This is a genomic window from Streptomyces sp. NPDC087440 (assembly GCF_044744005.1).
In the GTDB taxonomy this organism is placed as follows: domain Bacteria; phylum Actinomycetota; class Actinomycetes; order Streptomycetales; family Streptomycetaceae; genus Streptomyces.
The window spans coordinates 130,185-152,169 of sequence record NZ_JBIUXN010000007.1 but is presented as its reverse complement, the minus strand read 5'-3'; the positions used below and the strand labels follow the sequence as shown (position 1 = coordinate 152,169).

The following is a 21,985-nucleotide window of genomic DNA, read 5'->3' as shown; positions in this document are numbered from 1 at the left end:
CGAGGCTTCGAGTGTTCGAGTGGTGAACACCGCAGAGGTGTGCGCCACTGGAAGTCCACTTGACGAGCCTGCCCCCCCCACGGACATGCCCGGCGACGCGACCGGGTCCAGGAGTTCACGTGACCAGCACAGCGAAGACACCGTCGGCGTCCGCCGGAGGCCAACCGGCTCCGGACCATCTCGGGCACGTCATCTTCATCACCGCCGCCGCCGCGATGGGTGGTTTCCTCTTCGGCTACGACAGCTCGGTGATCAACGGGGCCACCAAGGCCATCGGCGACAAGTACGACATCGGGGCGGGCGCCCTCGGGCAGGTCATCGCCGTCGCCCTGATCGGCTGTGCGATCGGCGCCGCGATCGCGGGCCGCATCGCCGACCGGATCGGCCGTATCCGCGTCATGCAGATCGCCGCCGCGCTCTTCACCGTCAGCGCGGTGGGTTCCGCACTGCCCTTCGCGCTGTGGGACCTCACCATGTGGCGCTTCCTCGGCGGCATCGCGATCGGCATGGCCTCGGTGATCGGTCCGGCGTACATCGCGGAGGTCGCCCCTCCGGCCTACCGCGGCCGTCTCGGTTCCTTCCAGCAGGGCGCGATCGTGCTGGGCATCGCGATCTCCCAGCTCGTCAACTGGGGCATCCTCAACTGGGCCGACGGCGACGACCGCCACAAGGTCTTCGCCGGCCTGGAGGCCTGGCAGGTCATGCTCGGCGTGATGGTCATCCCCGCCGTGATCTACGGCCTGCTCTCCTTCGCCATCCCGGAGTCCCCCCGCTTCCTGATCTCCGTCGGCAAGACCGCCAAGGCCAAGAAGATCCTGGCCGAGGTCGAGGGCGAGCACATCGACCTGGACGCCCGCGTCGCCGAGATCGAGCAGGGTATGCGCAGCGAGCACAAGTCGACCTTCAAGGACCTGCTGGGCAGCAGGTTCGGCTTCCTGCCGATCGTCTGGATCGGCATCGGCCTCTCGGTCTTCCAGCAACTGGTCGGCATCAACGTTGCCTTCTACTACTCGGCGACGCTGTGGCAGTCCGTCGGCATCGACCCGAGCGACTCGTTCTTCTACTCGTTCACCACGTCGATCATCAACATCATCGGCACCGTGATCGCGATGATCTTCGTCGACCGGATCGGCCGCAAGCCGCTCGCCCTCATCGGCTCCATCGGCATGACGATCGCCCTCGCCTTCGAGGCCTGGGCCTTCTCCGCCGACATGGTGAACGGCAAGCTCCCCGACACCCAGGGCATGGTGGCCCTGATCGCCGCCCACGTCTTTGTGCTCTTCTTCGCCCTGTCGTGGGGCGTCGTGGTCTGGGTCTTCCTCGGCGAGATGTTCCCGAACCGGCTGCGCGCCGCCGCCCTCGGTGTCGCCGCGGCCGCCCAGTGGATCGCCAACTGGGCGATCACCGCGAGCTTCCCGAGCCTGTCGGAGTGGAACCTCTCCGGGACGTACGTCATCTACACGGTCTTCGCGGCCCTCTCGATCCCCTTCGTGCTCAAGTTCGTGAAGGAGACCAAGGGCAAGAGGCTGGAGGACATGGGCTGACACCCGGCTCCGTGCAGGTGCTGCCCCGGCTCATCCCTTGAGCCGGGGCAGCACCTTTTCCGCGAACAGGGACAGGCTGCGCCGCCCCTCCTCCACCGGCATCCCGCCGCACAGCGGATGCAGGACGAGGCTCTGCGCGTCCAGCGCCGCGCACTGCTCCGGCGTGACGATCCGGTACACCCCTTCGGCGCGCAGCTCCTCGACGGTGCGCGCCCCGGAACGTACCGCCGAGCGGATGTCCTTGGACTGCCAGGAGGCGTACGTACGGGCCTCGTGCAGGAAGTGCTTGCCGTACGTCGCCCACGCGCGCTCCGGGTCCTCGCTGACGTGCAGCAGCGGCGTCTCGGCCCCCGGCATCATGCAGAAGCCCTGCGTCCCGTGCTCGGTGCACTGCTCCTGGTAGTACGCCTGAAGTTCCGGCAGGTGCGCGCTCGGGAAGAACGGCAGCCCCAGCCGCGCCGCCCGCCGGGCCGCCGCCTGGGAGCTGCCGCCGACCAGGAGCATCGGATGGGGCTGGGTGTACGGGCGCGGAGTGACCCGCACGGTCCGGCCGCGGAAGGTGAAGGGCTCGCCCGACCAGGCCTTCAGCAGGGTCTCCAGGAGCTCGTCCTGGAGTTTGCCGCGCCTGCCCCACTCGGCGCCCAACTGCTCGTACTCCTCGGGGCGGTAGCCGATCCCCGCGACGGTGACCAGACGGCCGCCGCTCAGCAGGTCCAGGACGGCGATGTCCTCGGCCAGGCGCAGCGGATCGTACAGCGGACCGATGATCGCGGAGACGGTGACGGCGATGCGCTCCGTGGCGCCGAAGACCGCGCCCGCGAAGGCGAAGGGGGAGGGCAGCCAGCCGTTCGCGGCGCCGTGGTGCTCCTCGGTCTGCACGGTGTCGACGCCGTGCTCGTCGGCGTACGCGGCCATCTCCAGTGCGGCGCGGTAGCGCGCGGACAGCGACGCCGGGGTCGCGTCGGGATCGACCAGGTTGAACCGGACCACTGAGAACGCCATGACGCGAAATCCCCCTCCACAGGTGGAGGGGGACCTTAGCTGACGCAGTGTCAGATAGACAGGTTCTCGCGCGATTCCGTCGAGGTCGGGGTCGAGGCCGACGCCGAGGCCGAGGTCACGGGTGCGGGCTTCTGGCGCGGCAGCACCGCGTACAGCGCGGCGGCGACCAGGATCGTCACGACCCAGCCGAGGCCGTTCGCGCCCAGCCAGGTGGTGGCCAGCGGGCCGGTGAACCAGTCGACCTTGGTGAAGAGCAGGCCCACCACCAGGGCGACGCCCCAGGCGACCATCGCGGTCCAGGCGAAGCCGCCCTTGTACCAGTAGGCGCTGGTGCGCGTGGTGTCCATGAGAGCCTCCCCGTCGTACGAGGTGCGGGTGAACATGTCGACGCCGAAGACGCCGATCCACGCCGAGAACGCCACCGCGAGCAGCGTCAGGAAGGAGATGAACGAGCCGATGAAGCTGGTCGCCACCACCATCAGCAGGAAGCCGAAGATCAGGCTGATGATCGCGTTGACGCTGACCGCCCAGGCGCGCGGCACCTTGATGCCGAGGGTCTGCGCGGTGAAACCGGCCGAGTACATCGACATGGAGTTGATGAGGAGCATCCCGATCAGGGCGATGACCAGGTACGGAACCGAGATCCACATCGGCAGCAGCTCACCGATGAAGGACACCGGGTCCTGCGCCTTCGCCAGGTCCGGGGTGGAGACGGCCATCACCGCGCCCATCAGGACCATCGGCAGCACCACGATGCCCGCGCCGCCGATCGACGCGCCGACCATGCCCCTGGGGGAGGCGGTGCGCGGCAGGTAGCGGGTGAAGTCCGGGCCGGAGGGGACCCAGCTGATGCCGCCCGCGGCGATCGTGCCGATACCGGCGATCAGCATCGCGGTGGAGCCCGCGGGCTTGGCGAAGACGGACGACCAGTCGGTGTTGGCGATCAGGTAGATCAGCACCAGGACGCTGAAGACGCCGAAGAGGTACGTCGACCACTTCTGGCACACGCGCAGGGCGTTGATGCCCAGGCCCGACACGACGAAGGTGCACGCCACGAAGAGCAGCAGGGTGATGACCACCAGCGTGGTGTTGCTCTTCACGCCGAAGAGCAGATCGAGCACAGTAAGTACCGCGTACGCGCCGGTCACCGCGTTGATGGTCTCCCAGCCCCAGCGGGCCACCCAGATCAGCGAGCCCGGGAAGAGGTTGCCGCGCTGGCCGAAGACCGCGCGGGAGAGCGCCATGCCGGGGGAGCCGCCGCGCTTTCCGGCGATGGAGATCAGGCCGACCAGACCGTACGAGACGATCGGCGCGGTGATCGCGACGACCAGCACCTGCCAGAAGTTCAGACCGTTGAAGACGATCAGGCCCGCGCCCATGGTGAGCAGCAGCACACTGATGTTGGCGGCGACCCAGGTCGGGAAGAGCTCGCCGACCCGGCCGGTGCGCTCGTCGTCGGGGACGGGTTCCAGGCCGCGGGTCTCGACCGTGCCCTCGTTGGCCTCGGCAGGAGGGGTTTCTGCGGTGGTGCTCATGGTGGGGGGTTCCATGCCTCTCGCTCGGCACGCCACGTTGCGGGCCGGTGGGGGAGTGATCGTGAGGACTCTACGCGCGTTGATACAGGCTCGGCCATCGTACTTTGACCCGACTGCGTCCCTGAAAAGGGGTATGTCGCTTGGAGGAAGCCACCACCAGGCCGCCGGGCGAACTCGTGGCCGATACTGGTGAGGTTATGGACATCCTCACTCTCGTTGTACTCATCGGAGTCATCGCCCTGGTCGCGGTCGGCGCGATCAGCGGGCTCGTGGTCAGCAGCCGCAAGAAGAAGCAGCTGCCGCCCTCGGCACCGCCGAGCACGCCGACCATCACTGCCCCGCCCGCCGAACCTCAGGTCGGTGAGGACGCCGCTCCGCCGAAGGACGAAGCGCGCCGCACCATCGAGGAGGTCGAGCTCCCCGACGCGCCCGTCGTCGTCGAGGAGCCGGTCGTCGAGCCGGAGCCGGAGGCTCCCGCGCTCGACGTCCCCGAGCCCACCGCCGGCCGCCTGGTCCGCCTGCGCGCCCGGCTCGCCCGCTCCCAGAACTCCCTGGGCAAGGGCCTGCTCACCCTGCTCTCCCGGGACAACCTCGACGAGGACACCTGGGAGGAGATCGAGGACACCCTCCTCACCGCCGACGTCGGCGTCGCCCCCACCCAGGAACTCGTCGAGCGCCTGCGCGAGCGCGTCCGCGTGCTCGGCACCCGCACCCCCGACGAACTGCGCACCCTGCTCCGCGAGGAGCTGCTCCACCTCATCGGCACCGACTTCGACCGCGCCGTGAAGACGGAGAGCGGCGTCGACACCCCCGGCGTCGTCATGGTCGTCGGCGTCAACGGCACCGGAAAGACCACCACCACCGGCAAGCTGGCCCGCGTCCTGGTGGCCGACGGCCGCTCGGTCGTGCTCGGCGCCGCCGACACCTTCCGCGCCGCCGCTGCCGACCAGCTCCAGACCTGGGGCGACCGGGTCGGCGCGCGCACCGTGCGCGGCCCCGAGGGCGGCGACCCGGCGTCGATCGCCTTCGACGCGGTCAAGGAAGGCATCGCGGAGGGCGCGGACGTCGTGCTCATCGACACCGCGGGCCGCCTGCACACCAAGACCGGCCTCATGGACGAGCTCGGCAAGGTCAAGCGCGTCGTGGAGAAGCACGGCCCGCTGGACGAGGTGCTGCTGGTCCTCGACGCCACCACCGGACAGAACGGCCTGGTGCAGGCACGGGTGTTCGCCGAGGTCGTGGACATCACCGGCATCGTCCTCACCAAGCTCGACGGCACCGCCAAGGGCGGCATCGTCATCGCCGTCCAGCGCGAGCTGGGCGTGCCCGTGAAGCTCGTCGGCCTCGGCGAGGGCGCGGACGATCTGGCTCCGTTCGAGCCGGAGGCGTTCGTGGACGCGCTCATCGGGGACTGACCGCCGCATCCTCACGAAGAAGGGCCCCACCACATGGTGCAGATGTGGTGGGGCCCTTCGGCTTGTGTGCGTACGGGCCCGGGGCCGTCCGGGGTACGCCGCTCAGGCCAGATGCCGGTGACAGATGTACGCCAGCGTGCCCAGTAGCAGCCGGGCCTGCGGGGGCTTCGTCGCGGTGTCCAGCGACGGCGGGCGCAGCCACTGGACATGGCCCAGGCCCGCGTGGTCCGAGGGGGGAGCGGTCAGGTACGAACCCGGGCCCAGACAGCGCAGATCCAGGTCCGCGTCGTCCCAGCCCATCCGGTACAGCAGCTCCGGCAGCGCCGCCGCCGCGCCCGGCGCCACGAAGAAGTGCGCCCGCCCGTCCGGCGTCACGCTCACCGGGCCCAGCGGCACGCCCATCCGCTCCAGCCGGATCAGCGCCCGGCGGCCCGCCGCCTCCGCCACCTCCAGCACGTCGAAGGTGCGCCCGACCACCAGCAGCACCGCCGCCCCGGGGAACTGCGCCCAGGCCGCCGTGACCTCGTCCAGCGTCGCCCCGGCCGGGACGACCTGCGCGAAGTCGAAGGGATGGGCGCCGGGCGCCGCGCACACCGCATCGCCGCAGGAGCAGACTCCCGCGACGGCCCTCGCTCCCGGGACCACGTCCCAGCCCCACAGCCCGGTGTACTCCGCCACCGCTGTGCCCTCTGACGTACGGCTGCGGCGCCGTGTGCCGGAGCGCATGTCCCGGATGCCGCCGATCGTGAAGCCCATGCCCCCTCCAACGGGTCGAACGCGCCGGTGGTTACGAGATGGAGTGGAGCGGTGACGCTCCGTCATCACGATGGTGCCGTCGATCCGGCTTCGGCGGCGCTCCGGGGCGGCCGGGGTGGTGCGCGGCGGTGCGCGCGCTGGGGTGTGCGACGCTCCGCCATTTCCTGATCGTCCCGCTGTCAAGTGAATCGCGCCTCGCGCGAAGGGAGTTCACTCGGAGGGGTGGCGAATGGTGGCGTTTCTGTAAGTGCCCTCGCTACGGGGGTGATCGTAGGATTACTTTCAGTGCATGGACCCCGGAGGTGTGCACGCTCGTGGGTATGCCGGGGGCAAGCCGGTTTCCCGTTCGAGGGGGCGCATCGTGGGTACAGAGGGCGTCAACTCACGGCATTCTGTAGGGGGTTGCGTCCCGGCGGTCGTGGTGAATACGACCCCGAGGCAGGGCATGGATGCGGCAGGAGACCCGGAGCGCGGTGTGCGGCCCGCTTCGGACGACGGACGACGAATGGGGGGCGTTCCCGTGGGCGGCAGCAGCGCTGGTGCAGGAAACGCTGGAAAGCGCCCGAACGAGCAGCTCGGTTCGTGGTTCGCGCGCAGCGGCTGGTCCAAGGGCGAGCTGGCGCGCCAAGTCAACCGCCGCGCACGGCAGATGGGCGCCCACCACATCAGCACCGACACCTCCCGGGTGCGCCGCTGGCTGGACGGGGAGAACCCGCGCGAACCCATTCCGCGCATCCTCTCCGAGCTGTTCTCCGAGCGCTTCGGCGCCGTCGTCGCCATCGAGGACCTCGGGCTGCGCGCCGCACACCAGTCGCCGTCCGTGTCCGGTGTCGACCTGCCGTGGGCCGGGCCGCAGACCGTGTCGCTGCTCAGCGAGTTCTCCCGCAGCGACCTGATGCTCGCCCGGCGCGGCTTCCTCGGCTCCTCGCTCGCCCTGTCCGCCGGGCCCGCGCTGATCGAGCCGATGCAGCGCTGGCTGGTGCCCTCGCCGGCCGGCGATCCGGGCCCCGCCGAGACCGCGGGAGCGTCCCGGCGGCCGTCCCGGCTGTCCGAACCGGAGCTTCGGCTCCTCGAAGAGACCACCAAGATGTTCCGCCAGTGGGACGCCCAGTGCGGCGGCGGACTGCGCCGCAAGGCCGTCGTCGGCCAGCTGCACGAGGTCACCGACCTGCTCCAGGAACCGCAGCCCGGCGCCACCTCCAAGCGCCTCTTCCGCTGCGCCGCCGAACTCGCCGAGCTGGCGGGCTGGATGAGCTACGACATCGGCCTCCAGCCCACCGCCCAGAAGTACTTCGTCCTCGCCCTGCACGCCGCCAAGGAGGCGGGCGACAAGCCGCTGGGCTCGTACGTGCTCTCCAGCATGAGCCGTCAGATGATCCACCTCGGCCGCCCCGACGACGCCCTGGAACTCATCCACCTCGCCCAGTACGGCAGCCGCGAGTGCGCCACCGCCCGCACCCAGGCCATGCTGTATGCGATGGAGGCCCGCGCCTACGCCAACATGGGCCAGCCCAGCAAGTGCAAGAGGGCCGTCCGGATGGCCGAGGACACCTTCGTCGACGCAGGCCTCGACGACGAGCAGGACCCCGACTGGATCACCTTCTTCTCCGAGGCCGAACTCAACGGCGAGAACTCCCACTCCTACCGCGACCTCGCCTATGTCGCCGGGCGCAGCCCCACCTACGCCTCGCTCGCCGAACCGGTCATGGAGCGGGCCGTGCACCTCTTCGAGAAGGACACCGAGCACCAGCGTTCGTACGCACTCAACCTCATCGGCATGGCCACCGTGCACCTCCTCAAGCGCGAGCCCGAGCAGGCCGTCGAGTACTCCGAACGGGCACTGGAGATCGCCGGGAAGATCCGCTCCGAGCGGGTCAACAACCGGCTGCGCAAGACCGTCGAGGGCGCGGTCCGCGAATTCGGCGACATCGCCGAAGTACACGATCTGACCGACCAGTTGGGGGCGAAGCTCCCCGAAGCCGCCGAGGCGGTGTAAGTCCCTCACGGGACTCCCTGAACCCGGCCGCGACAGCGACCCCGTGAAGCCCGACTCGGCTCCCCCACGCCAGGTCACCCGGGTAGCTGTCGCGGTCGGCCCCTGTTCCGCGGCGGTGATCGGCCCGTTCATTTCCGCGTAACACGTACGACGCCATCGTCACCCCGGCGAAACACCCAGCGGCATCCGCCGAAACCGCGCTCCGCCAATCTCAGGGTCCATAACCAGCCACCCCGCACTGGCCGCCCCGAGACGAGGAGACGCCGATGCCCCCAGGCATCACGACAGACGCTGTGACTTCAGGGATCTCCGGGTTCCAGTCAGCGGTGACGCTCGCCGCCGACACCCCCACGCTGTCTGCCGCCAACACCGGCTTCATGCTCATCTGTTCCGCCCTGGTGATGCTGATGACACCGGGACTGGCCTTCTTCTACGGAGGCATGGTCCGCGTCAAGTCCACCCTGAACATGCTGATGATGAGCTTCATCAGCCTCGGGATCGTCACGATCCTGTGGGTGCTCTTCGGCTTCAGCCTCGCCTTCGGTGACGACATCGGCTCCGTGATCGGCTGGAGCTCGGACTTCGTCGGCCTCAGCGGCATCGGCCTCACCGAACTCTGGGACGGCTACACCGTCCCGATCTACGTCTTCGCCGTCTTCCAGCTGATGTTCGCGATCATCACGCCCGCCCTGATCAGCGGTGCGCTCGCGGACCGGGTGAAGTTCACCGCCTGGGCGCTGTTCATCACCCTGTGGGCGGTCGTCGTGTACTTCCCCGTCGCCCACTGGGTGTGGGGCGCGGGCGGCTGGCTCTTCGAGCTGGGCGTCATCGACTTCGCGGGCGGCACGGCGGTCCACATCAACGCGGGTGCGGCGGCGCTCGGCGTGATCCTCGTCATCGGCAAGCGGGTCGGCTTCAAGAAGGACCCGATGCGGCCGCACAGCCTGCCGCTGGTGATGCTCGGCGCGGGCCTGCTCTGGTTCGGCTGGTTCGGCTTCAACGCCGGTTCGTGGCTGGGCAACGACGACGGCGTGGGCGCGGTGATGTTCGTCAACACCCAGGTCGCCACGGCCGCCGCGATGCTCGCCTGGCTGGCGTACGAGAAGATCCGGCACGGCGCGTTCACCACGCTCGGCGCAGCCTCGGGCGCGGTCGCCGGTCTGGTCGCCATCACTCCGTCCGGCGGTTCCGTCTCCCCGCTCGGCGCGATCGCGGTCGGGGTCATCGCCGGTGTCGTGTGCGCCATGGCCGTGGGCCTGAAGTACAAGCTCGGATACGACGACTCCCTCGACGTCGTCGGCGTCCACCTGGTCGGCGGTGTGCTCGGCTCCCTGCTGGTCGGCCTCTTCGCCACCGGCGGCGTCCAGTCCGACGCCAAGGGCCTCTTCTACGGCGGCGGCCTCGAACAGCTCGGCAAGCAGGCCGTCGGCGTCTTCGCCGTCCTCGCCTACTCTCTGCTCGTCTCCGCACTCCTCGCCTTCGTCATCGACAAGACGATGGGCATGCGGGTCGAGGAGGACGTCGAGGTCTCCGGCATCGACCAGACCGAACACGCGGAGACGGCGTACGACTTCACGGGCGCCGGCGGCGGCACCGCCCCCCGCACTCCCGTCCCGGGCCCGACCGTAGAAGCGAGCAAGAAGGTGGACGCATGAAGCTGATTACGGCGGTCGTCAAGCCGCACCGGCTGGACGAGATCAAGGAAGCCCTCCAGGCCTTCGGGGTCCAGGGCCTCACCGTCACAGAGGCCAGCGGCTACGGCCGTCAGCGCGGCCACACCGAGGTCTACCGGGGTGCCGAGTACACCGTCGACCTGGTCCCCAAGATCCGCATCGAGGTGCTGGTCGAGGACGAGGACGCCGAGCAGCTGATCGACGTGGTCGTGAAGGCCGCCCGCACCGGCAAGATCGGCGACGGCAAGGTCTGGAGCGTGCCGGTCGAGACGGCGGTCCGGGTGCGGACCGGCGAGCGCGGACCGGACGCGCTGTAGCGCGCGGGGCGCTCGGCGCTCGGCACCGGGCGGGCGGGCTGCTTCCGGCACCGGTGCTCCGCCGGACGCGGGCGGCCGGTGTCCGGCGGGCCGGGGCGGCGGCCGGTCTTCGGCGGCCCGCCCGGGTCCGCCGGGCGGGGCCTCGCTCCGGGTACGGGCGGGCCGCTCCGGGTGCGGCGTTCCGCCGGGCGCGCTGCGGCATCCCCCTGGTACGGGAGGGCCGCCCAGGCGTCCGGGGAGGGATGTTCCGCCGGGCGCGCCGGGGCCTCCCGGGTCCGCGGGGGACAAGGTTCCCGGAGGCAGTTCCGGCCCTTCGCCGGTGACCCGAGGCGGCTCCGGAGACCCCCGGCTCCGCCCGGGGCCCCGGGACATCCCCGGGGCCCCGGAGAGCCGAAAGCCGGAGGCGGTCCCGGTGCCTGCGGCCGTACGAATTCCTGACGACGAACCCCTGGTGGCGAGTGTGGAAGAGAACGACGACCGGAACGACTCCCCGGGACCCAGCGGCTACGCGGCGGCCCGGCTGCGACTCCTCGACACGGAGGCGCAGTCCGGGCCGCCGCGCCGTTCCGGGCTCTCCCGGATCACCGACGAGTGGGTTGCCGCCCTCTTCGAGACCGCCGCCCGCGAGTCCGGGGTGCGCGGCGCGGCCCTCGTCGCCGTCGGCGGATACGGGCGCGGCGAACTGTCCCCCCGCAGCGACCTCGACCTGCTGCTCCTGCACGACGGCCGCGACAGCGGGGCGATCGCCGCCCTCGCCGACCGGATCTGGTACCCGGTCTGGGACCTCGGCATCGCCCTCGACCACTCGGTGCGCACCACCGGCGAGGCGCGCAAGGTCGCGGGCGACGACCTCAAGGTCCACCTCGGCCTGCTCGACGCCCGGCACGTCGCGGGCGACCTCGGCCTCACCGCCGGCCTGCGCACCGCCGTCCTCGCCGACTGGCGCAACCAGGCCCCCAAACGCCTCCCCGAACTGCGCGAGCTGGGGCTCGAACGGGCCGAGCGGGCCGGGGAGTTGCAGTACCTCCTGGAACCCGACCTCAAGGAGGCGCACGGCGGCCTCCGTGACGCCACCGCCCTGCGCGCCGTCGCCGCCTCCTGGGTGGCCGACGCCCCCCGGGAAGGCCTGGCCGCCGCCCGCCGCACCCTCCTCGACGTACGCGACGCACTCCACCTCGCCACCGGGCGCGCCACCGACCGCCTCGCTCTCCAGGAGCAGGACCAGGTCGCCGAGGCCCTCGGGCTGCTGGACGCGGACGTACTGCTGCGGCAGGTGTACGAGGCCGCGCGCACCCTGTCGTACGCCAGCGACGTGACCTGGCGGGAGGTCGAGCGCGTGCTCACGTCCCGTTCCGTACGCCCGCGGCTGAAGGCACTGCTCGGCGGGCGTCCGGCGCCGGAGCGCACGCCGCTCGCCGACGGGGTGGTCGAGCAGGACGGCGAGGCGGTGCTCGCGCGCACCGCCCGGCCGGGCAAGGACGCGGTGCTCGTGCTGCGGACGGCCGCCGCTGCCGCGCAGGCGGGGGTACCGGTCAATCTCCATGTCGTACGACAGCTGGCGAAGGTCGCTCCGCCGTTGCCGGTGCCGTGGCCCGCGGAGGCCCGGGAGGAGCTGGTCACGCTGCTCGGCGCGGCGGAGGCGGCGGTTCCGGTGTGGGAGGCGCTGGAGGCGGAGGGGCTGATCACGCGGCTCCTCCCGGACTGGGAGCGGGTGCGGTGCCGTCCGCAGCGCAACCCCGTGCACACCTGGACCGTGGACCGGCACCTGGTGGAGACGGCGGTGCGCGCGGCCGGGATGACGCGGCGGGTGAGCCGTCCCGACCTGTTGCTCGTGGCGGCGCTGCTGCACGACATCGGCAAGGGCTGGCCCGGCGACCACTCGGTGGCGGGGGAGACCATCGCCCGCGACATGGCGGCGCGGATCGGTTTCGACGCGGTGGACGTGGGCGTCGTCGCCACTCTCGTACGTCACCACCTGCTGCTCGTCGAGACGGCGACCCGGCGCGACCTGGACGACCCGGCGACGGTGCGCGGGGTGGCCGAGGCGGTCGGGTCGGCCACCACCCTGGAGCTGCTGCACGCCCTGACGGAGGCGGACGCGCTGGCGACCGGTCCGGCGGCGTGGTCCGCGTGGCGGGCGTCGCTGGTGGCGGACCTGGTGAAGCGGGTGGGGGCCGTGCTGGCGGGGGAGCCCCTGGCGGAGGCGGAACCCGCCGTGCTGAACGCGGAACAGGAGCGGCTCGCGGTCGAGGCGCACCGCACGGGCGGCCCCGTGCTGGCGCTGCGGGCACGGGAGGAGGGCGACGCGGCGCTCGGGGTCGAACTGTCGATCGCCGTGCCGGACCAGCCCGGGGTGCTTCCGGCGGTGGCGGGGGTGCTGGCGATGCACCGGCTGACGGTGCGCACGGCGGAACTCCGGCTGGCGGACGTGCCGGTGGAGGGGGCCGAGCCGGTGCTGCTGCTGGCGTGGCGGGTGGCGGCGGCGTACGGCGGCCTGCCGGAGGCCGCACGGCTGCGGGCGGACCTGGTGCGGGCGCTGGACGGCTCACTGGACCTGCCGTCGCGCCTCGCCGAGCGGGAGAAGGCGTACGCGGCGGGCGTGCGGCGCAGGTCGGTGCAGCCTCCGCCGCCGAGGGTGACGGTGGCGGCCTCGGCGTCCCGGCACGCGACGGTGCTGGAAGTACGGGCCCAGGACGCACCGGGGCTCCTGCACCGGATCGGGCGGGCGCTGGAGGGGGCCGGGGTGCGGGTGCGGAGTGCGCATGTGTCGACGTTGGGGGCGAGTGCGGTCGATGCCTTCTACGTGACGGGGGTTGACGGGGAGCCGCTGGGGGCGGGAGAGGCGGCGCAGGTCGCGCGGGGGGTGGGGGAGGCACTGGGGGGCTAGGGCCCTTGCCCCTTTGGATGCCGCGGTTGGATGCCGCGGTCCCCCTCGGCCCTGTCCCTTCGGGCTCCGCCCCTCCTCCGCCACCGCCCCCTTGAGCGCCGGGGCCGCCCTCCCCCCTTCCCCGTAGCCCCCTTGGGCGGCGGCTCCGCCCCTCTTCGCCGCCGTCCCCTTGGGCGGCGGGGCCGCCCCCCGGGGGCGGGACGGGCGGGCAAGGGGGCGGCCCCTCCCGCTCCCGGCCCACCCGGGTACCGCCCCTGGCCCAGCACCTGCGCCGGGTGCGCGTCCAAGAGGGCCCCGGCCCGCCCACGTACCGGACGCACAGCCCCGCCCGGCTCGGGCAGGAGAGGCCCCGGACCCGCCCCTTTCCCTAAAGCGCTCGCCGCGCGGCTGCATAAGGGTTCCCGTGCGGGTGAGTGGGTGGCTGGGCGCGCAGTTCCCCGCGCCCCTGAAGGGGCACGGATGGACGGCAGGCACGGAAGGGCGCAGCCCCGCCCGGCCCGCCCCGTACCGGCGGAATCCGACCTGGCAGGGTTCCCCCGTCCCCACGCCCGATACGCTGGGTGCCAAACTCACCCGCCCCCGACACCCGAGGACCAACGAGCGCCGTGTTCGATACCCTCTCCGACCGCCTCAGCGCGACTTTCAAAAACCTCCGCGGAAAAGGCAGGCTCTCCGAGGCGGACATCGACGCCACCGCCCGCGAGATCCGCATCGCCCTGCTGGAAGCGGACGTGGCGCTGCCCGTCGTCCGCGCCTTCATCAAGCAGGTCAAGGAGCGCGCCTCCGGCTCCGAGGTCTCCAAGGCGCTGAATCCCGCCCAGCAGATCATCAAGATCGTCAACGAAGAGCTGGTCGGCATCCTCGGCGGCGAGACCCGCCGTCTGCGGTTCGCCAAGTCCGGCCCGACCGTGATCATGCTCGCGGGTCTCCAGGGTGCCGGTAAGACGACCCTCGCCGGAAAGCTCGGTCTGTGGCTGAAGGGGCAGGGGCACTCCCCCCTCCTCGTCGCCTGCGACCTCCAGCGTCCCAACGCCGTCAACCAGCTCAGCGTCGTCGCCGACCGCGCCGGTGTTGCCGTCTACGCGCCGCAGCCGGGCAACGGCGTCGGCGACCCGGTCACGGTCGCCAAGGACTCCATCGAGTACGCGAAGACCAAGCAGTACGACGTGGTCGTCGTCGACACCGCCGGCCGCCTCGGCATCGACCAGGAGCTGATGCAGCAGGCCGCGGACATCCGCGACGCCGTCAGCCCGGACGAGATCCTCTTCGTCGTCGACGCGATGATCGGTCAGGACGCGGTCAACACCGCCGAGGCCTTCCGCGACGGCGTCGGCTTCGACGGCGTCGTGCTCTCCAAGCTCGACGGTGACGCCCGTGGTGGTGCGGCGCTCTCGATCGCGCACGTCACCGGCCGCCAGATCATGTTCGCCTCCAACGGCGAGAAGCTGGACGAGTTCGACGCGTTCCACCCGGACCGCATGGCCTCGCGCATCCTCGACATGGGTGACCTGCTCACCCTGATCGAGCAGGCGGAGAAGACGTTCAGCCAGGAAGAGGCCGCCAAAATGGCCTCCAAGCTGCAGTCTTCCAAGGGCGGCAAGGACTTCACCCTTGACGACTTCCTGGCCCAGATGGAGCAGGTCCGCAAGATGGGCTCGATCTCCAAGCTGCTCGGCATGCTGCCGGGCATGGGGCAGATCAAGGACCAGATCGCCAACCTGGACGAGAAGGACGTCGACCGCACCGCGGCCATCATCAAGTCGATGACGCCCAAGGAGCGCGCCGAGCCGACCATCATCAACGGCTCCCGCCGGGCCCGTATCGCCAAGGGCTCCGGCGTCGAGGTCAGCGCCGTGAAGAACCTGGTGGAGCGCTTCTTCGACGCCCGCAAGATGATGTCGAAGATGGCCCAGGGCGGCGGCATGCCCGGCATGCCGGGCATCCCCGGGATGGGCGGCGGCCCCGGCAAGCAGAAGAAGCAGATCAAGCAGGCCAAGGGCAAGCGCAAGTCCGGCAACCCGATGAAGCGCAAGGCCGAGGAGCAGGCGGCCGCCGAGCGCCGTGAGCAGGCCGCGCAGGGCGGCGGCGCGTTCGGCCTGCCCGCAGGTCAGGACGGCAAGGACTTCGAGCTCCCGGACGAGTTCAAGAAGTTCATGGGCTAGCAGCCGCAGGATGTTGTCGTACGACGCCGTGGGCGCCCTCCTTCGAGGGCGCCCACGGCGTTTTTGTGCGGTACCCCCGGGACGGCGACCCCGGGAATGCCCGCCCGGAGTATGTATCGTAACGTCCCCATATGAGCAACCCCGTGCCGCCGCGCCAGACCCCTGACCAGCCGTGGCGATCCGAGGGTGCGCCGCCACCGCCGCCCGAGAAGAAGAAGATGCCCGGCGGCTGGGGCAGGCTCGCGATGACGGCGCTGATCGTCTATCTGCTCACCAACATCGTGCTCGGCTTCTTCAACGAGGGCGACGAGCCGACGGTCGCGTACACCGAGTTCAGCAAGCAGGTGACCTCGAACAACGTCGCCAAGATCTACTCCAAGGGCGACGCGATCCAGGGCGAGCTGAAGAAGGAACAGCCCTTTCCGGACGGGGAGAAGGACCAGAAGTACACCAAGTTCCTCACCCAGCGCCCGGCCTTCGCCGACGACAAGCTGTGGGACGAGCTGACCAAGGACGGCGTGACCGTCACCGCGAAGCCGGTCGTGGAGGAACGTTCCTTCCTGGCCAATCTGCTGATCTCGCTCGCCCCGATGCTGCTGCTGGTCGCCCTGTGGGTGTTCATCGCCCGGCGGATGAGCAGCGGGCTCGGCGGAGGCGGGATGGGCGGCCTCGGGCGGAAGGCGCCGCCCAAGCCCGTCGAGGTGGCCCACGACAAGCGCACCACCTTCGAGGACGTCGCGGGCATCGACGAGGTCGAGGGCGAGCTGGAGGAGGTCGTCGACTTCCTCAAGAATCCGGAGGCGTACCGCAGGCTGGGTGCCCGGATGCCCGGCGGCGTGCTCCTCGCGGGCCCTCCGGGTACGGGAAAGACGCTGCTCGCGCGGGCCGTCGCCGGTGAGGCGGGCGTGCCCTTCTTCTCCGCCTCCGCGTCCGAGTTCATCGAGATGATCGTCGGCGTGGGTGCGGGCCGGGTGCGCGAGCTCTTCGCGGAGGCCCGCAAGGTCGCCCCCGCGATCATCTTCATCGACGAGATCGACACCATCGGCCGGGCCCGGGGCGGCGGCGCGGGCATGGGCGGGCACGACGAGCGGGAGCAGACGCTCAACCAGATCCTCACCGAGATGGACGGCTTCTCCGGCTCCGAGGGCGTCGTCGTCATCGCGGCCACCAACCGCGTCGACGTCCTGGACCCCGCCCTCACCCGCCCCGGCCGCTTCGACCGCGTCGTCACCGTCAGCCCGCCCGACCGGGGCGGCCGCGAGGCCATCCTGAAGATCCACACCCGGTCGATCCCGCTCGCCCCCGGCGTCGACCTCGCCCAGGTCGCCCGTACGACCCCGGGCATGACCGGCGCGGACCTGGCCAACCTCGCCAACGAGGCGGCCCTCCTCGCGGTCAAGCGCAAGCAGGACGCCGTCACGCAGTCGGACCTCTCGGACGCGCTGGAGAAGGTCCAGCTCGGGGCGGAGCGTCCGCTCGTCATGCCGGAGGAGGAGCGCCGCAGGACCGCGTACCACGAGAGCGGGCACGCGCTGCTCGGCATGCTCCAGCCGGGAGCCGACCCCGTACGCAAGATCACCATCGTGCCGCGCGGCCGGGCGCTGGGCGTCACGCTCTCCACGCCGGACGCCGACAAGTACGCCTACACCGAGGAATATTTGCGCGGCAGAATCATCGGAGCCCTCGGCGGAATGGCCGCCGAGCAGGTCGTCTTCGACGTGATTACGACGGGTGCCGAGAACGACTTGGAGCAGGTCACCAACCTGGCCAGGGGCATGGTGGGCCGCTGGGGGATGAGCGAGAGGGTCGGTCGTCTCACCGCCATCCCGTCCGATGCGCAGCAGGCGTACGGACTGTCTGCCGCCCCCGCGACGCTGGACGCGGTCGACAGCGAGATGCGCCGGATCGTCGACGAGTGCTACGCGGAGGCGATCCGTCTGCTGGAGGCGAACCGCCCGAAGCTGGACGCCCTGTCGCAGGCGCTGCTGGAGAACGAGACCCTGGAGGAGGCGGCCGCGTACCGCGCGGCGGGCATCACCCGCCTCTCGAAGCCGGACGCCTGAGCCTCGTCGCCCGAGGGGTGCCCGGAGCCGTCAACTCCGCTCCGGGCACACAGCCCTGCGGTGGACGGACGCGTCCATTCCGCTCCGGGCACACAGCCCTGCGGTAGGCGGAGGCGTTCATTCCGCTCCGGGCGCAGGGCCCCGGGGTGCGTGGAAGCGTCAATTCCCTTCCGCGCAGGGAGGCGTACGGGGGAGTGGGACCCGTACCCCTGTCACGGCTTGCGGGCGATCAGGTACCGGAACACGTTCGGCATCCAGACCGTCCCGTCCGGGCGCAGATGCGGATGCAGTGCCTCCACCAGTTCCTTCTCCACCTGCGCCGGATCGGTCGCCCGGACCGCCGCGTCGAAGAGGCCCGTCGACAGCAGGCCCCGCACCGCGCTGTCCATGTCGCCGTACCCGAACGGGCAGGCCACCCGCCCCGAGCCGTCCGGCTTGAGGCCGGACCGCGACGCCACGTCCTCCAGGTCGTCACGCAGCGCCGGACGCCAGCCGCCGGGCCCGGACGCCCTGGGCGAGTCCGTCAGCCGGGTCGCCACCCGCAGCACCGCCGACGTGGCACACCGCTCCGGCGGACCCCAGCCGGTCAGCACGACGGGCGAGCCCCTGCCGACGAGCGGCACGGCCGCCTCCAGGGCCGGTGTGAGCCCGTCGGCGTCACCGGCCGCGCAGCCGATCGGCGCGAAGGCGGTGAGCAGGTTGTACGGTGCCCCGTCGGCCGCGTCGGCAGGTCCGCCGCACACCACCGAGCCCGGTTCGTCCCCAGGGGCGCCGTCGTCGGCCAGCCGCCCGCGCGCGTGCGCGACGAACTCCGGGTCGGCGTCGACGCCGGTGACGTGCGCGCCCCGGGCGGCCGCGACGAGCAGGGCCAGGCCCGCGCCGCAGTCGAGGCCGAGCAGCCGGGTGGCAGCGCCCACCTCCAGCCGCTCGTACACCGCTTCGTAGAGCGGAACCAGCATCCGTTCCTGGATCTCGGCCCAGTCACGCGCGCGGGCGTGCGCCCGCCCGCGGGTACGGGCCGAGGCCGCGCTCGGGTGGTGCCGGACGAGCGTGGGTGTCATCACAAAGCGCCCCAATCCGCCGTGAGGTCGGTCGTTCCCCGTCTATGGCAACCCCCGTGTGCGTGCGCTACGGCACTCCCCCCGTATGTCAGGGAACTCCGCATCCGTCCCCAAGTCCAGGGGGCATCGGGCAATGCTTGCGCCGTGTCCGGAACCACCCGGGGCGGCCCGCCGCGGCCGGGGTTCCGGAAGCGCGGACGACCGTACGGCGTCTGTCCGAGCACCGGTGCCGGTGCGAGCGTCCCCACGGTGGCAGCGGCACTCCGGCACCGGTGACAGCGCGACACCGTCGCGGCGGTCCTGCGGCCGGCGTCGCCACACGGGGCACACGGGCCGACGGACGCCTCCCCACCGGCGGCGGAGCTACCCGCACGGGCGTAGCCGGGGATACGTACCGCCTTGGCGCACGCTGCGCGGGTCCTCCGCAGATCGGCGCACCCGCCCTCGTCGGGAAGCATCAGCGGGAACTGACTGGTACGTGCAAATTATTTGGGATGCCCCGGAATAGGAACACGGGGGCACTCCCGGTCGTTGTCACGTCGTGAGCACGACACCACCAGTCCTCGCCGCAGAACTGGCGCAGGCGTGGGCCGACATTCAGCGGTACCACCCCGAGCTGCCCGATCTTGCCGCGCCCGAGTCCCTGATCGGAGAGTCCTCGTCCGCCTGCGGCGCGGCCCTCTCCTTCGAACGACTGCTGCACGAGGCAGTCCACGGCATCGCCGCGGCCCGCGGCATCCGTGACACCTCGCGCGCCGGTCGCTACCACAACCGCCGATTCCTGGCGATCGCCGAGGAGTTGGGCCTGGACCACCAGGAGGAGCCGCATCCCAGCAGCGGTTTCTCCCTGGTCGCGCTCAACCCCGAGGCCAAGCGCCGCTACCGGCCCACGATCGAGCGGCTGTCGCGCGCGCTGAAGGCGCACACGGTCGCGACGGCGGCGGACACCAAGCGGTCCTTCCGCGGTCCGGCCGCCCGGCACGGGTCCTCCGGGGGAGGGGTGCGGGTCAAGGCCGTCTGCGACTGCGGGCGCAACGTCCGCGTGGTGCCGTCGGTGCTGGCCCAGGCCCCGATCGTGTGCGGCGGCTGCGGCAAGCCGTTCCGCATTCCGGACGTGGTGGGTGCCGCGAGCTGAGGCTTCGGAGCACGACCAGGGCCGGGGACCGGCGTGTGCCGCAGCTGTGGCACAATGGGTAGCTGTACTCGACAGCCGCACAGGACCCCTCTCTCCTCCGGCTGACGCGTCCATCGGGCACTTACGAGTACCGCAACCCCACGTGGCATCCCGTTGTGCCCAACCACGTCAATTCCAGGAGAGAACACTCCAGTGCTCAAGATCAAGCTGAAGCGCCTCGGTAAGATCCGTTCGCCTCACTACCGCATCGTCGTCGCCGACGCGCGCACCCGCCGTGACGGCCGTGCCATCGAGGAGATCGGTCTGTACCACCCGGTGCAGAACCCGTCGCGCATCGAGGTCAACGCCGAGCGTGCCCAGTACTGGCTGTCTGTCGGCGCCCAGCCGACCGAGGCCGTTCTCGCCATTCTGAAGCTCACCGGTGACTGGCAGGCGCACAAGGGCCTCCCGGCCCCCGCGCCGCTGCTGCAGCCGGCGACCAAGGAAGACAAGCGCGCTTCCTTCGACGCCTTCGCGAAGGCGCTGGAGGGTGGCGACGCCAAGGGCGAGGCCATCACCCCCAAGGCGAAGAAGGCCGACAAGAAGGCGGACGAGGCTCCGGCCGACGCCGCTGAGTCGACCGAGGCCTGATCATGCTCGAGGAGGCTCTTGAGCACCTCGTGAAGGGCATCGTGGACAACCCCGACGACGTGCAGGTCGCCTCGCGCACCCTGCGTCGCGGACGCGTCCTTGAGGTCCGGGTGCACCCCGACGACCTCGGCAAGGTGATCGGCCGCAACGGCCGTACCGCCCGCGCCCTGCGTACCGTCGTGGGGGCCATCGGTGGCCGTGGCATTCGCGTCGACCTCGTCGACGTGGACCAGGTCCACTGAGCATCAGGCAGTAGAGCATGACCGGCAGGGGCCGGGGAGGGCTGAGGCCCGCCCCGGCCCGTTGTCATTTCCCGAACAGGTACGACAGGCACGAACAGGAGAGAACGAGAGTGCAGCTGGTAGTCGCGCGGATCGGCCGCGCCCACGGGATCAAGGGCGAGGTCACCGTCGAGGTGCGCACGGACGAGCCGGAACTGCGGCTCGGCCCCGGCGCCGTACTGACCACGGACCCCGCAGGCGTGGGCCCGCTGACCGTCGAGACCGGCCGGGTGCACAGCGGCAGGCTGCTGCTGCGCTTCGAGGGCGTCAAGGACCGCACCGGTGCCGAGGCCCTGCGCAACACCCTGCTGATCTCGGACGTCGACCCCGAGGAGCGTCCCGAGGACCCCGAGGAGTTCTACGACCACCAGCTGATCGACCTCGACGTGGTGCTGGCCGACGGCACCCTGATCGGCCGGATCAGCGAGATCACGCACCTGCCCTCGCAGGACCTGTTCATCGTGGAGCGCGAGGACGGCAGCGAGGTGATGGTCCCGTTCGTGGAGGAGATCGTCACCGACATCGACCTGGCGGAGCAGCGCGCCGTCATCGACCCGCCGCCGGGCCTGATCGACGACAGCGAGGCCGTCGTGGCCTCCACGCGCGACGCCGAGGCGGAGACCGAAGAAGGCGCGAACTGATGCGGCTCGACGTCGTCTCGATCTTCCCCGAGTACCTGGAACCGCTGAACGTCTCCCTGGTCGGCAAGGCCCGCGCCCGAGGCGTCCTGGACGTCCACGCGCACGACCTGAGGCAGTGGACGTACGACCGCCACAACACGGTCGACGACACCCCCTACGGCGGCGGCCCCGGCATGGTCATGAAGCCCGACCCGTGGGGCGCCTGCGTCGACCAGGCGCTCGCCGACGGGTACGAGGCGGGCGCGCACGGCCCCGTCATGGTCGTCCCCACGCCCAGCGGCCGCCCCTTCACCCAGGAGCTGGCCGTCGAGCTCTCCGAGCAGCCGTGGCTCCTCTTCGCCCCGGCCCGCTACGAGGGCATCGACCGCCGGGTCATGGACGAGTACGCGACGCGGATGCCGGTGTACGAGGTGTCCATCGGCGACTACGTCCTCGCGGGCGGCGAGGCGGCCGTCCTCGTCATCACCGAGGCCGTGGCCCGCCTGCTCCCCGGCGTCCTCGGCAACGCCGAGTCCCACCAGGACGACTCCTTCGCCCCCGGCACGATGGCCAACCTCCTGGAGGGGCCCGTCTACACCAAGCCCCCCGAGTGGCGCGGGCGCGGCATCCCGGACGTCCTCATGAGCGGCCACCACGGCAAGATCGCCCGCTGGCGCCGCGACGAGGCCTTCCGCCGCACCACCGCCAACCGGCCGGACCTGATCGAGCGCACCGACCCCGCCGCCTTCGACAAGAAGGACCGGGAGATGCTCTCGATCCTGGGCTGGAAGCCGGGTCCCGACGGGCGATTTGGGCGTAACCCCGAGGCCGTGGAAGAATAAGCAGCTGTTGTCCGTCCACGTGCGCCCCTGCCACAGGGGGAACGACGCCCGTAGTGACGTGAACAG

The 21,985-nt window shown here is 71.2% G+C and carries 17 protein-coding genes; 13 read left to right on the top strand and 4 right to left on the bottom strand.

Going from position 1 to position 21,985, the window contains the following annotated elements; translation table 11 throughout:
* Positions 1-119 precede the first annotated feature (119 nt).
* Positions 120-1,544 (top strand): sugar porter family MFS transporter, encoded by a 1,425-nt coding sequence (locus tag ACIO3O_RS16960; RefSeq protein ID WP_401746190.1) that lies wholly within the window; start codon positions 120-122, stop codon positions 1,542-1,544.
* A gap of 30 nt (positions 1,545-1,574) precedes the next feature.
* On the opposite strand, the gene ACIO3O_RS16955 is transcribed toward ACIO3O_RS16960, so the two are convergent.
* Positions 1,575-2,546, bottom strand: coding sequence for an LLM class flavin-dependent oxidoreductase (locus ACIO3O_RS16955; RefSeq protein WP_401746188.1), 972 nt, complete (start codon positions 2,544-2,546; stop codon positions 1,575-1,577).
* Positions 2,547-2,596: 50 nt separating this feature from the next.
* Positions 2,597-4,081 carry a cytosine permease gene (locus ACIO3O_RS16950; RefSeq protein WP_401746185.1) on the bottom strand — a complete coding sequence of 495 codons (1,485 nt, stop codon included), beginning with the start codon at positions 4,079-4,081 and terminating at the stop codon, positions 2,597-2,599.
* Positions 4,082-4,278: 197 nt separating this feature from the next.
* Here ACIO3O_RS16950 and ftsY point away from each other — a divergent pair, with 197 nt between their 5' ends.
* A complete protein-coding gene (gene ftsY, locus ACIO3O_RS16945) occupies positions 4,279-5,496 on the top strand; it encodes a signal recognition particle-docking protein FtsY (RefSeq protein ID WP_401746522.1) in 1,218 nt (405 codons plus the stop codon).
* Between the two features lie 102 nt (positions 5,497-5,598).
* Here ftsY and ACIO3O_RS16940 read toward each other — a convergent pair whose 3' ends face one another.
* Positions 5,599-6,252 carry a bifunctional DNA primase/polymerase gene (locus tag ACIO3O_RS16940; RefSeq protein WP_401746182.1) on the bottom strand — a complete coding sequence of 218 codons (654 nt, stop codon included), beginning with the start codon at positions 6,250-6,252 and terminating at the stop codon, positions 5,599-5,601.
* Positions 6,253-6,772: 520 nt separating this feature from the next.
* Here ACIO3O_RS16940 and ACIO3O_RS16935 point away from each other — a divergent pair.
* From ACIO3O_RS16935 to ftsH, 6 genes are all read left to right on the top strand, one after another.
* The gene (locus ACIO3O_RS16935) at positions 6,773-8,248 is read left to right on the top strand and encodes a hypothetical protein (protein ID WP_401746180.1); all 1,476 of its coding nucleotides are present in this window, start codon (positions 6,773-6,775) and stop codon (positions 8,246-8,248) included.
* A gap of 266 nt (positions 8,249-8,514) precedes the next feature.
* The gene (locus ACIO3O_RS16930) at positions 8,515-9,903 is read left to right on the top strand and encodes an ammonium transporter (protein WP_401746177.1); all 1,389 of its coding nucleotides are present in this window, start codon (positions 8,515-8,517) and stop codon (positions 9,901-9,903) included.
* Positions 9,900-10,238: a P-II family nitrogen regulator gene (locus ACIO3O_RS16925; protein WP_069170469.1), complete on the top strand. Its 339-nt coding sequence runs from the start codon at positions 9,900-9,902 to the stop codon at positions 10,236-10,238. Before ACIO3O_RS16930 ends, ACIO3O_RS16925 begins: the two co-directional genes overlap by 4 nt.
* Before the next feature lie 451 nt (positions 10,239-10,689).
* On the top strand, positions 10,690-13,125 hold the full coding sequence (locus tag ACIO3O_RS16920; protein ID WP_401746174.1) for a [protein-PII] uridylyltransferase: 2,436 nt from the start codon (positions 10,690-10,692) through the stop codon (positions 13,123-13,125).
* Between the two features lie 605 nt (positions 13,126-13,730).
* Positions 13,731-15,287, top strand: coding sequence for a signal recognition particle protein (gene ffh / locus ACIO3O_RS16915; RefSeq protein WP_401746172.1), 1,557 nt, complete (start codon positions 13,731-13,733; stop codon positions 15,285-15,287).
* A 131-nt stretch (positions 15,288-15,418) separates the two neighbouring features.
* Complete coding sequence (gene ftsH / locus ACIO3O_RS16910; protein WP_401746170.1) at positions 15,419-17,350, top strand: ATP-dependent zinc metalloprotease FtsH; 1,932 nt, start codon at positions 15,419-15,421, stop codon at positions 17,348-17,350.
* 212 nt (positions 17,351-17,562) lie between these two features.
* Here the strand turns inward: ftsH and ACIO3O_RS16905 are convergent, their stop codons facing one another.
* Positions 17,563-18,411, bottom strand: coding sequence for an SAM-dependent methyltransferase (locus ACIO3O_RS16905; RefSeq protein ID WP_401746168.1), 849 nt, complete (start codon positions 18,409-18,411; stop codon positions 17,563-17,565).
* A 541-nt stretch (positions 18,412-18,952) separates the two neighbouring features.
* Here ACIO3O_RS16905 and ACIO3O_RS16900 point away from each other — a divergent pair.
* From ACIO3O_RS16900 to trmD, 5 genes are all read left to right on the top strand, one after another.
* On the top strand, positions 18,953-19,546 hold the full coding sequence (locus ACIO3O_RS16900; protein ID WP_189825841.1) for a hypothetical protein: 594 nt from the start codon (positions 18,953-18,955) through the stop codon (positions 19,544-19,546).
* A gap of 192 nt (positions 19,547-19,738) precedes the next feature.
* On the top strand, positions 19,739-20,176 hold the full coding sequence (rpsP, locus tag ACIO3O_RS16895; protein WP_189825842.1) for a 30S ribosomal protein S16: 438 nt from the start codon (positions 19,739-19,741) through the stop codon (positions 20,174-20,176).
* Positions 20,177-20,178: 2 nt separating this feature from the next.
* Complete coding sequence (locus tag ACIO3O_RS16890) at positions 20,179-20,418, top strand: RNA-binding protein (protein ID WP_033266910.1); 240 nt, start codon at positions 20,179-20,181, stop codon at positions 20,416-20,418.
* 110 nt (positions 20,419-20,528) lie between these two features.
* A complete protein-coding gene (gene rimM / locus ACIO3O_RS16885) occupies positions 20,529-21,098 on the top strand; it encodes a ribosome maturation factor RimM (protein WP_401746163.1) in 570 nt (189 codons plus the stop codon).
* Positions 21,098-21,919, top strand: coding sequence for a tRNA (guanosine(37)-N1)-methyltransferase TrmD (trmD, locus tag ACIO3O_RS16880; protein WP_401746160.1), 822 nt, complete (start codon positions 21,098-21,100; stop codon positions 21,917-21,919). The genes rimM and trmD overlap by 1 nt, the downstream gene beginning before the upstream one ends.
* The last annotated feature ends 66 nt before the right edge of the window (positions 21,920-21,985 follow it).

What these genes read in the sequence shown, in the direction of transcription:
- ACIO3O_RS16955 (WP_401746188.1), bottom strand. Translation starts at nt 2,546, where the DNA reads ATGGCGTTCTCAGTGGTCCGGTTCAACCTGGTCGATCCCGACGCGACC.
- ACIO3O_RS16950 (WP_401746185.1), bottom strand. Translation starts at nt 4,081, where the DNA reads ATGAGCACCACCGCAGAAACCCCTCCTGCCGAGGCCAACGAGGGCACG.
- ftsY (WP_401746522.1), top strand. Translation starts at nt 4,279, where the DNA reads ATGGACATCCTCACTCTCGTTGTACTCATCGGAGTCATCGCCCTGGTC.
- ACIO3O_RS16940 (WP_401746182.1), bottom strand. Translation starts at nt 6,252, where the DNA reads ATGGGCTTCACGATCGGCGGCATCCGGGACATGCGCTCCGGCACACGG.
- ACIO3O_RS16930 (WP_401746177.1), top strand. Translation starts at nt 8,515, where the DNA reads ATGCCCCCAGGCATCACGACAGACGCTGTGACTTCAGGGATCTCCGGG.
- ACIO3O_RS16925 (WP_069170469.1), top strand. Translation starts at nt 9,900, where the DNA reads ATGAAGCTGATTACGGCGGTCGTCAAGCCGCACCGGCTGGACGAGATC.
- ftsH (WP_401746170.1), top strand. Translation starts at nt 15,419, where the DNA reads ATGAGCAACCCCGTGCCGCCGCGCCAGACCCCTGACCAGCCGTGGCGA.
- ACIO3O_RS16905 (WP_401746168.1), bottom strand. Translation starts at nt 18,411, where the DNA reads ATGACACCCACGCTCGTCCGGCACCACCCGAGCGCGGCCTCGGCCCGT.
- ACIO3O_RS16890 (WP_033266910.1), top strand. Translation starts at nt 20,179, where the DNA reads ATGCTCGAGGAGGCTCTTGAGCACCTCGTGAAGGGCATCGTGGACAAC.
- trmD (WP_401746160.1), top strand. Translation starts at nt 21,098, where the DNA reads ATGCGGCTCGACGTCGTCTCGATCTTCCCCGAGTACCTGGAACCGCTG.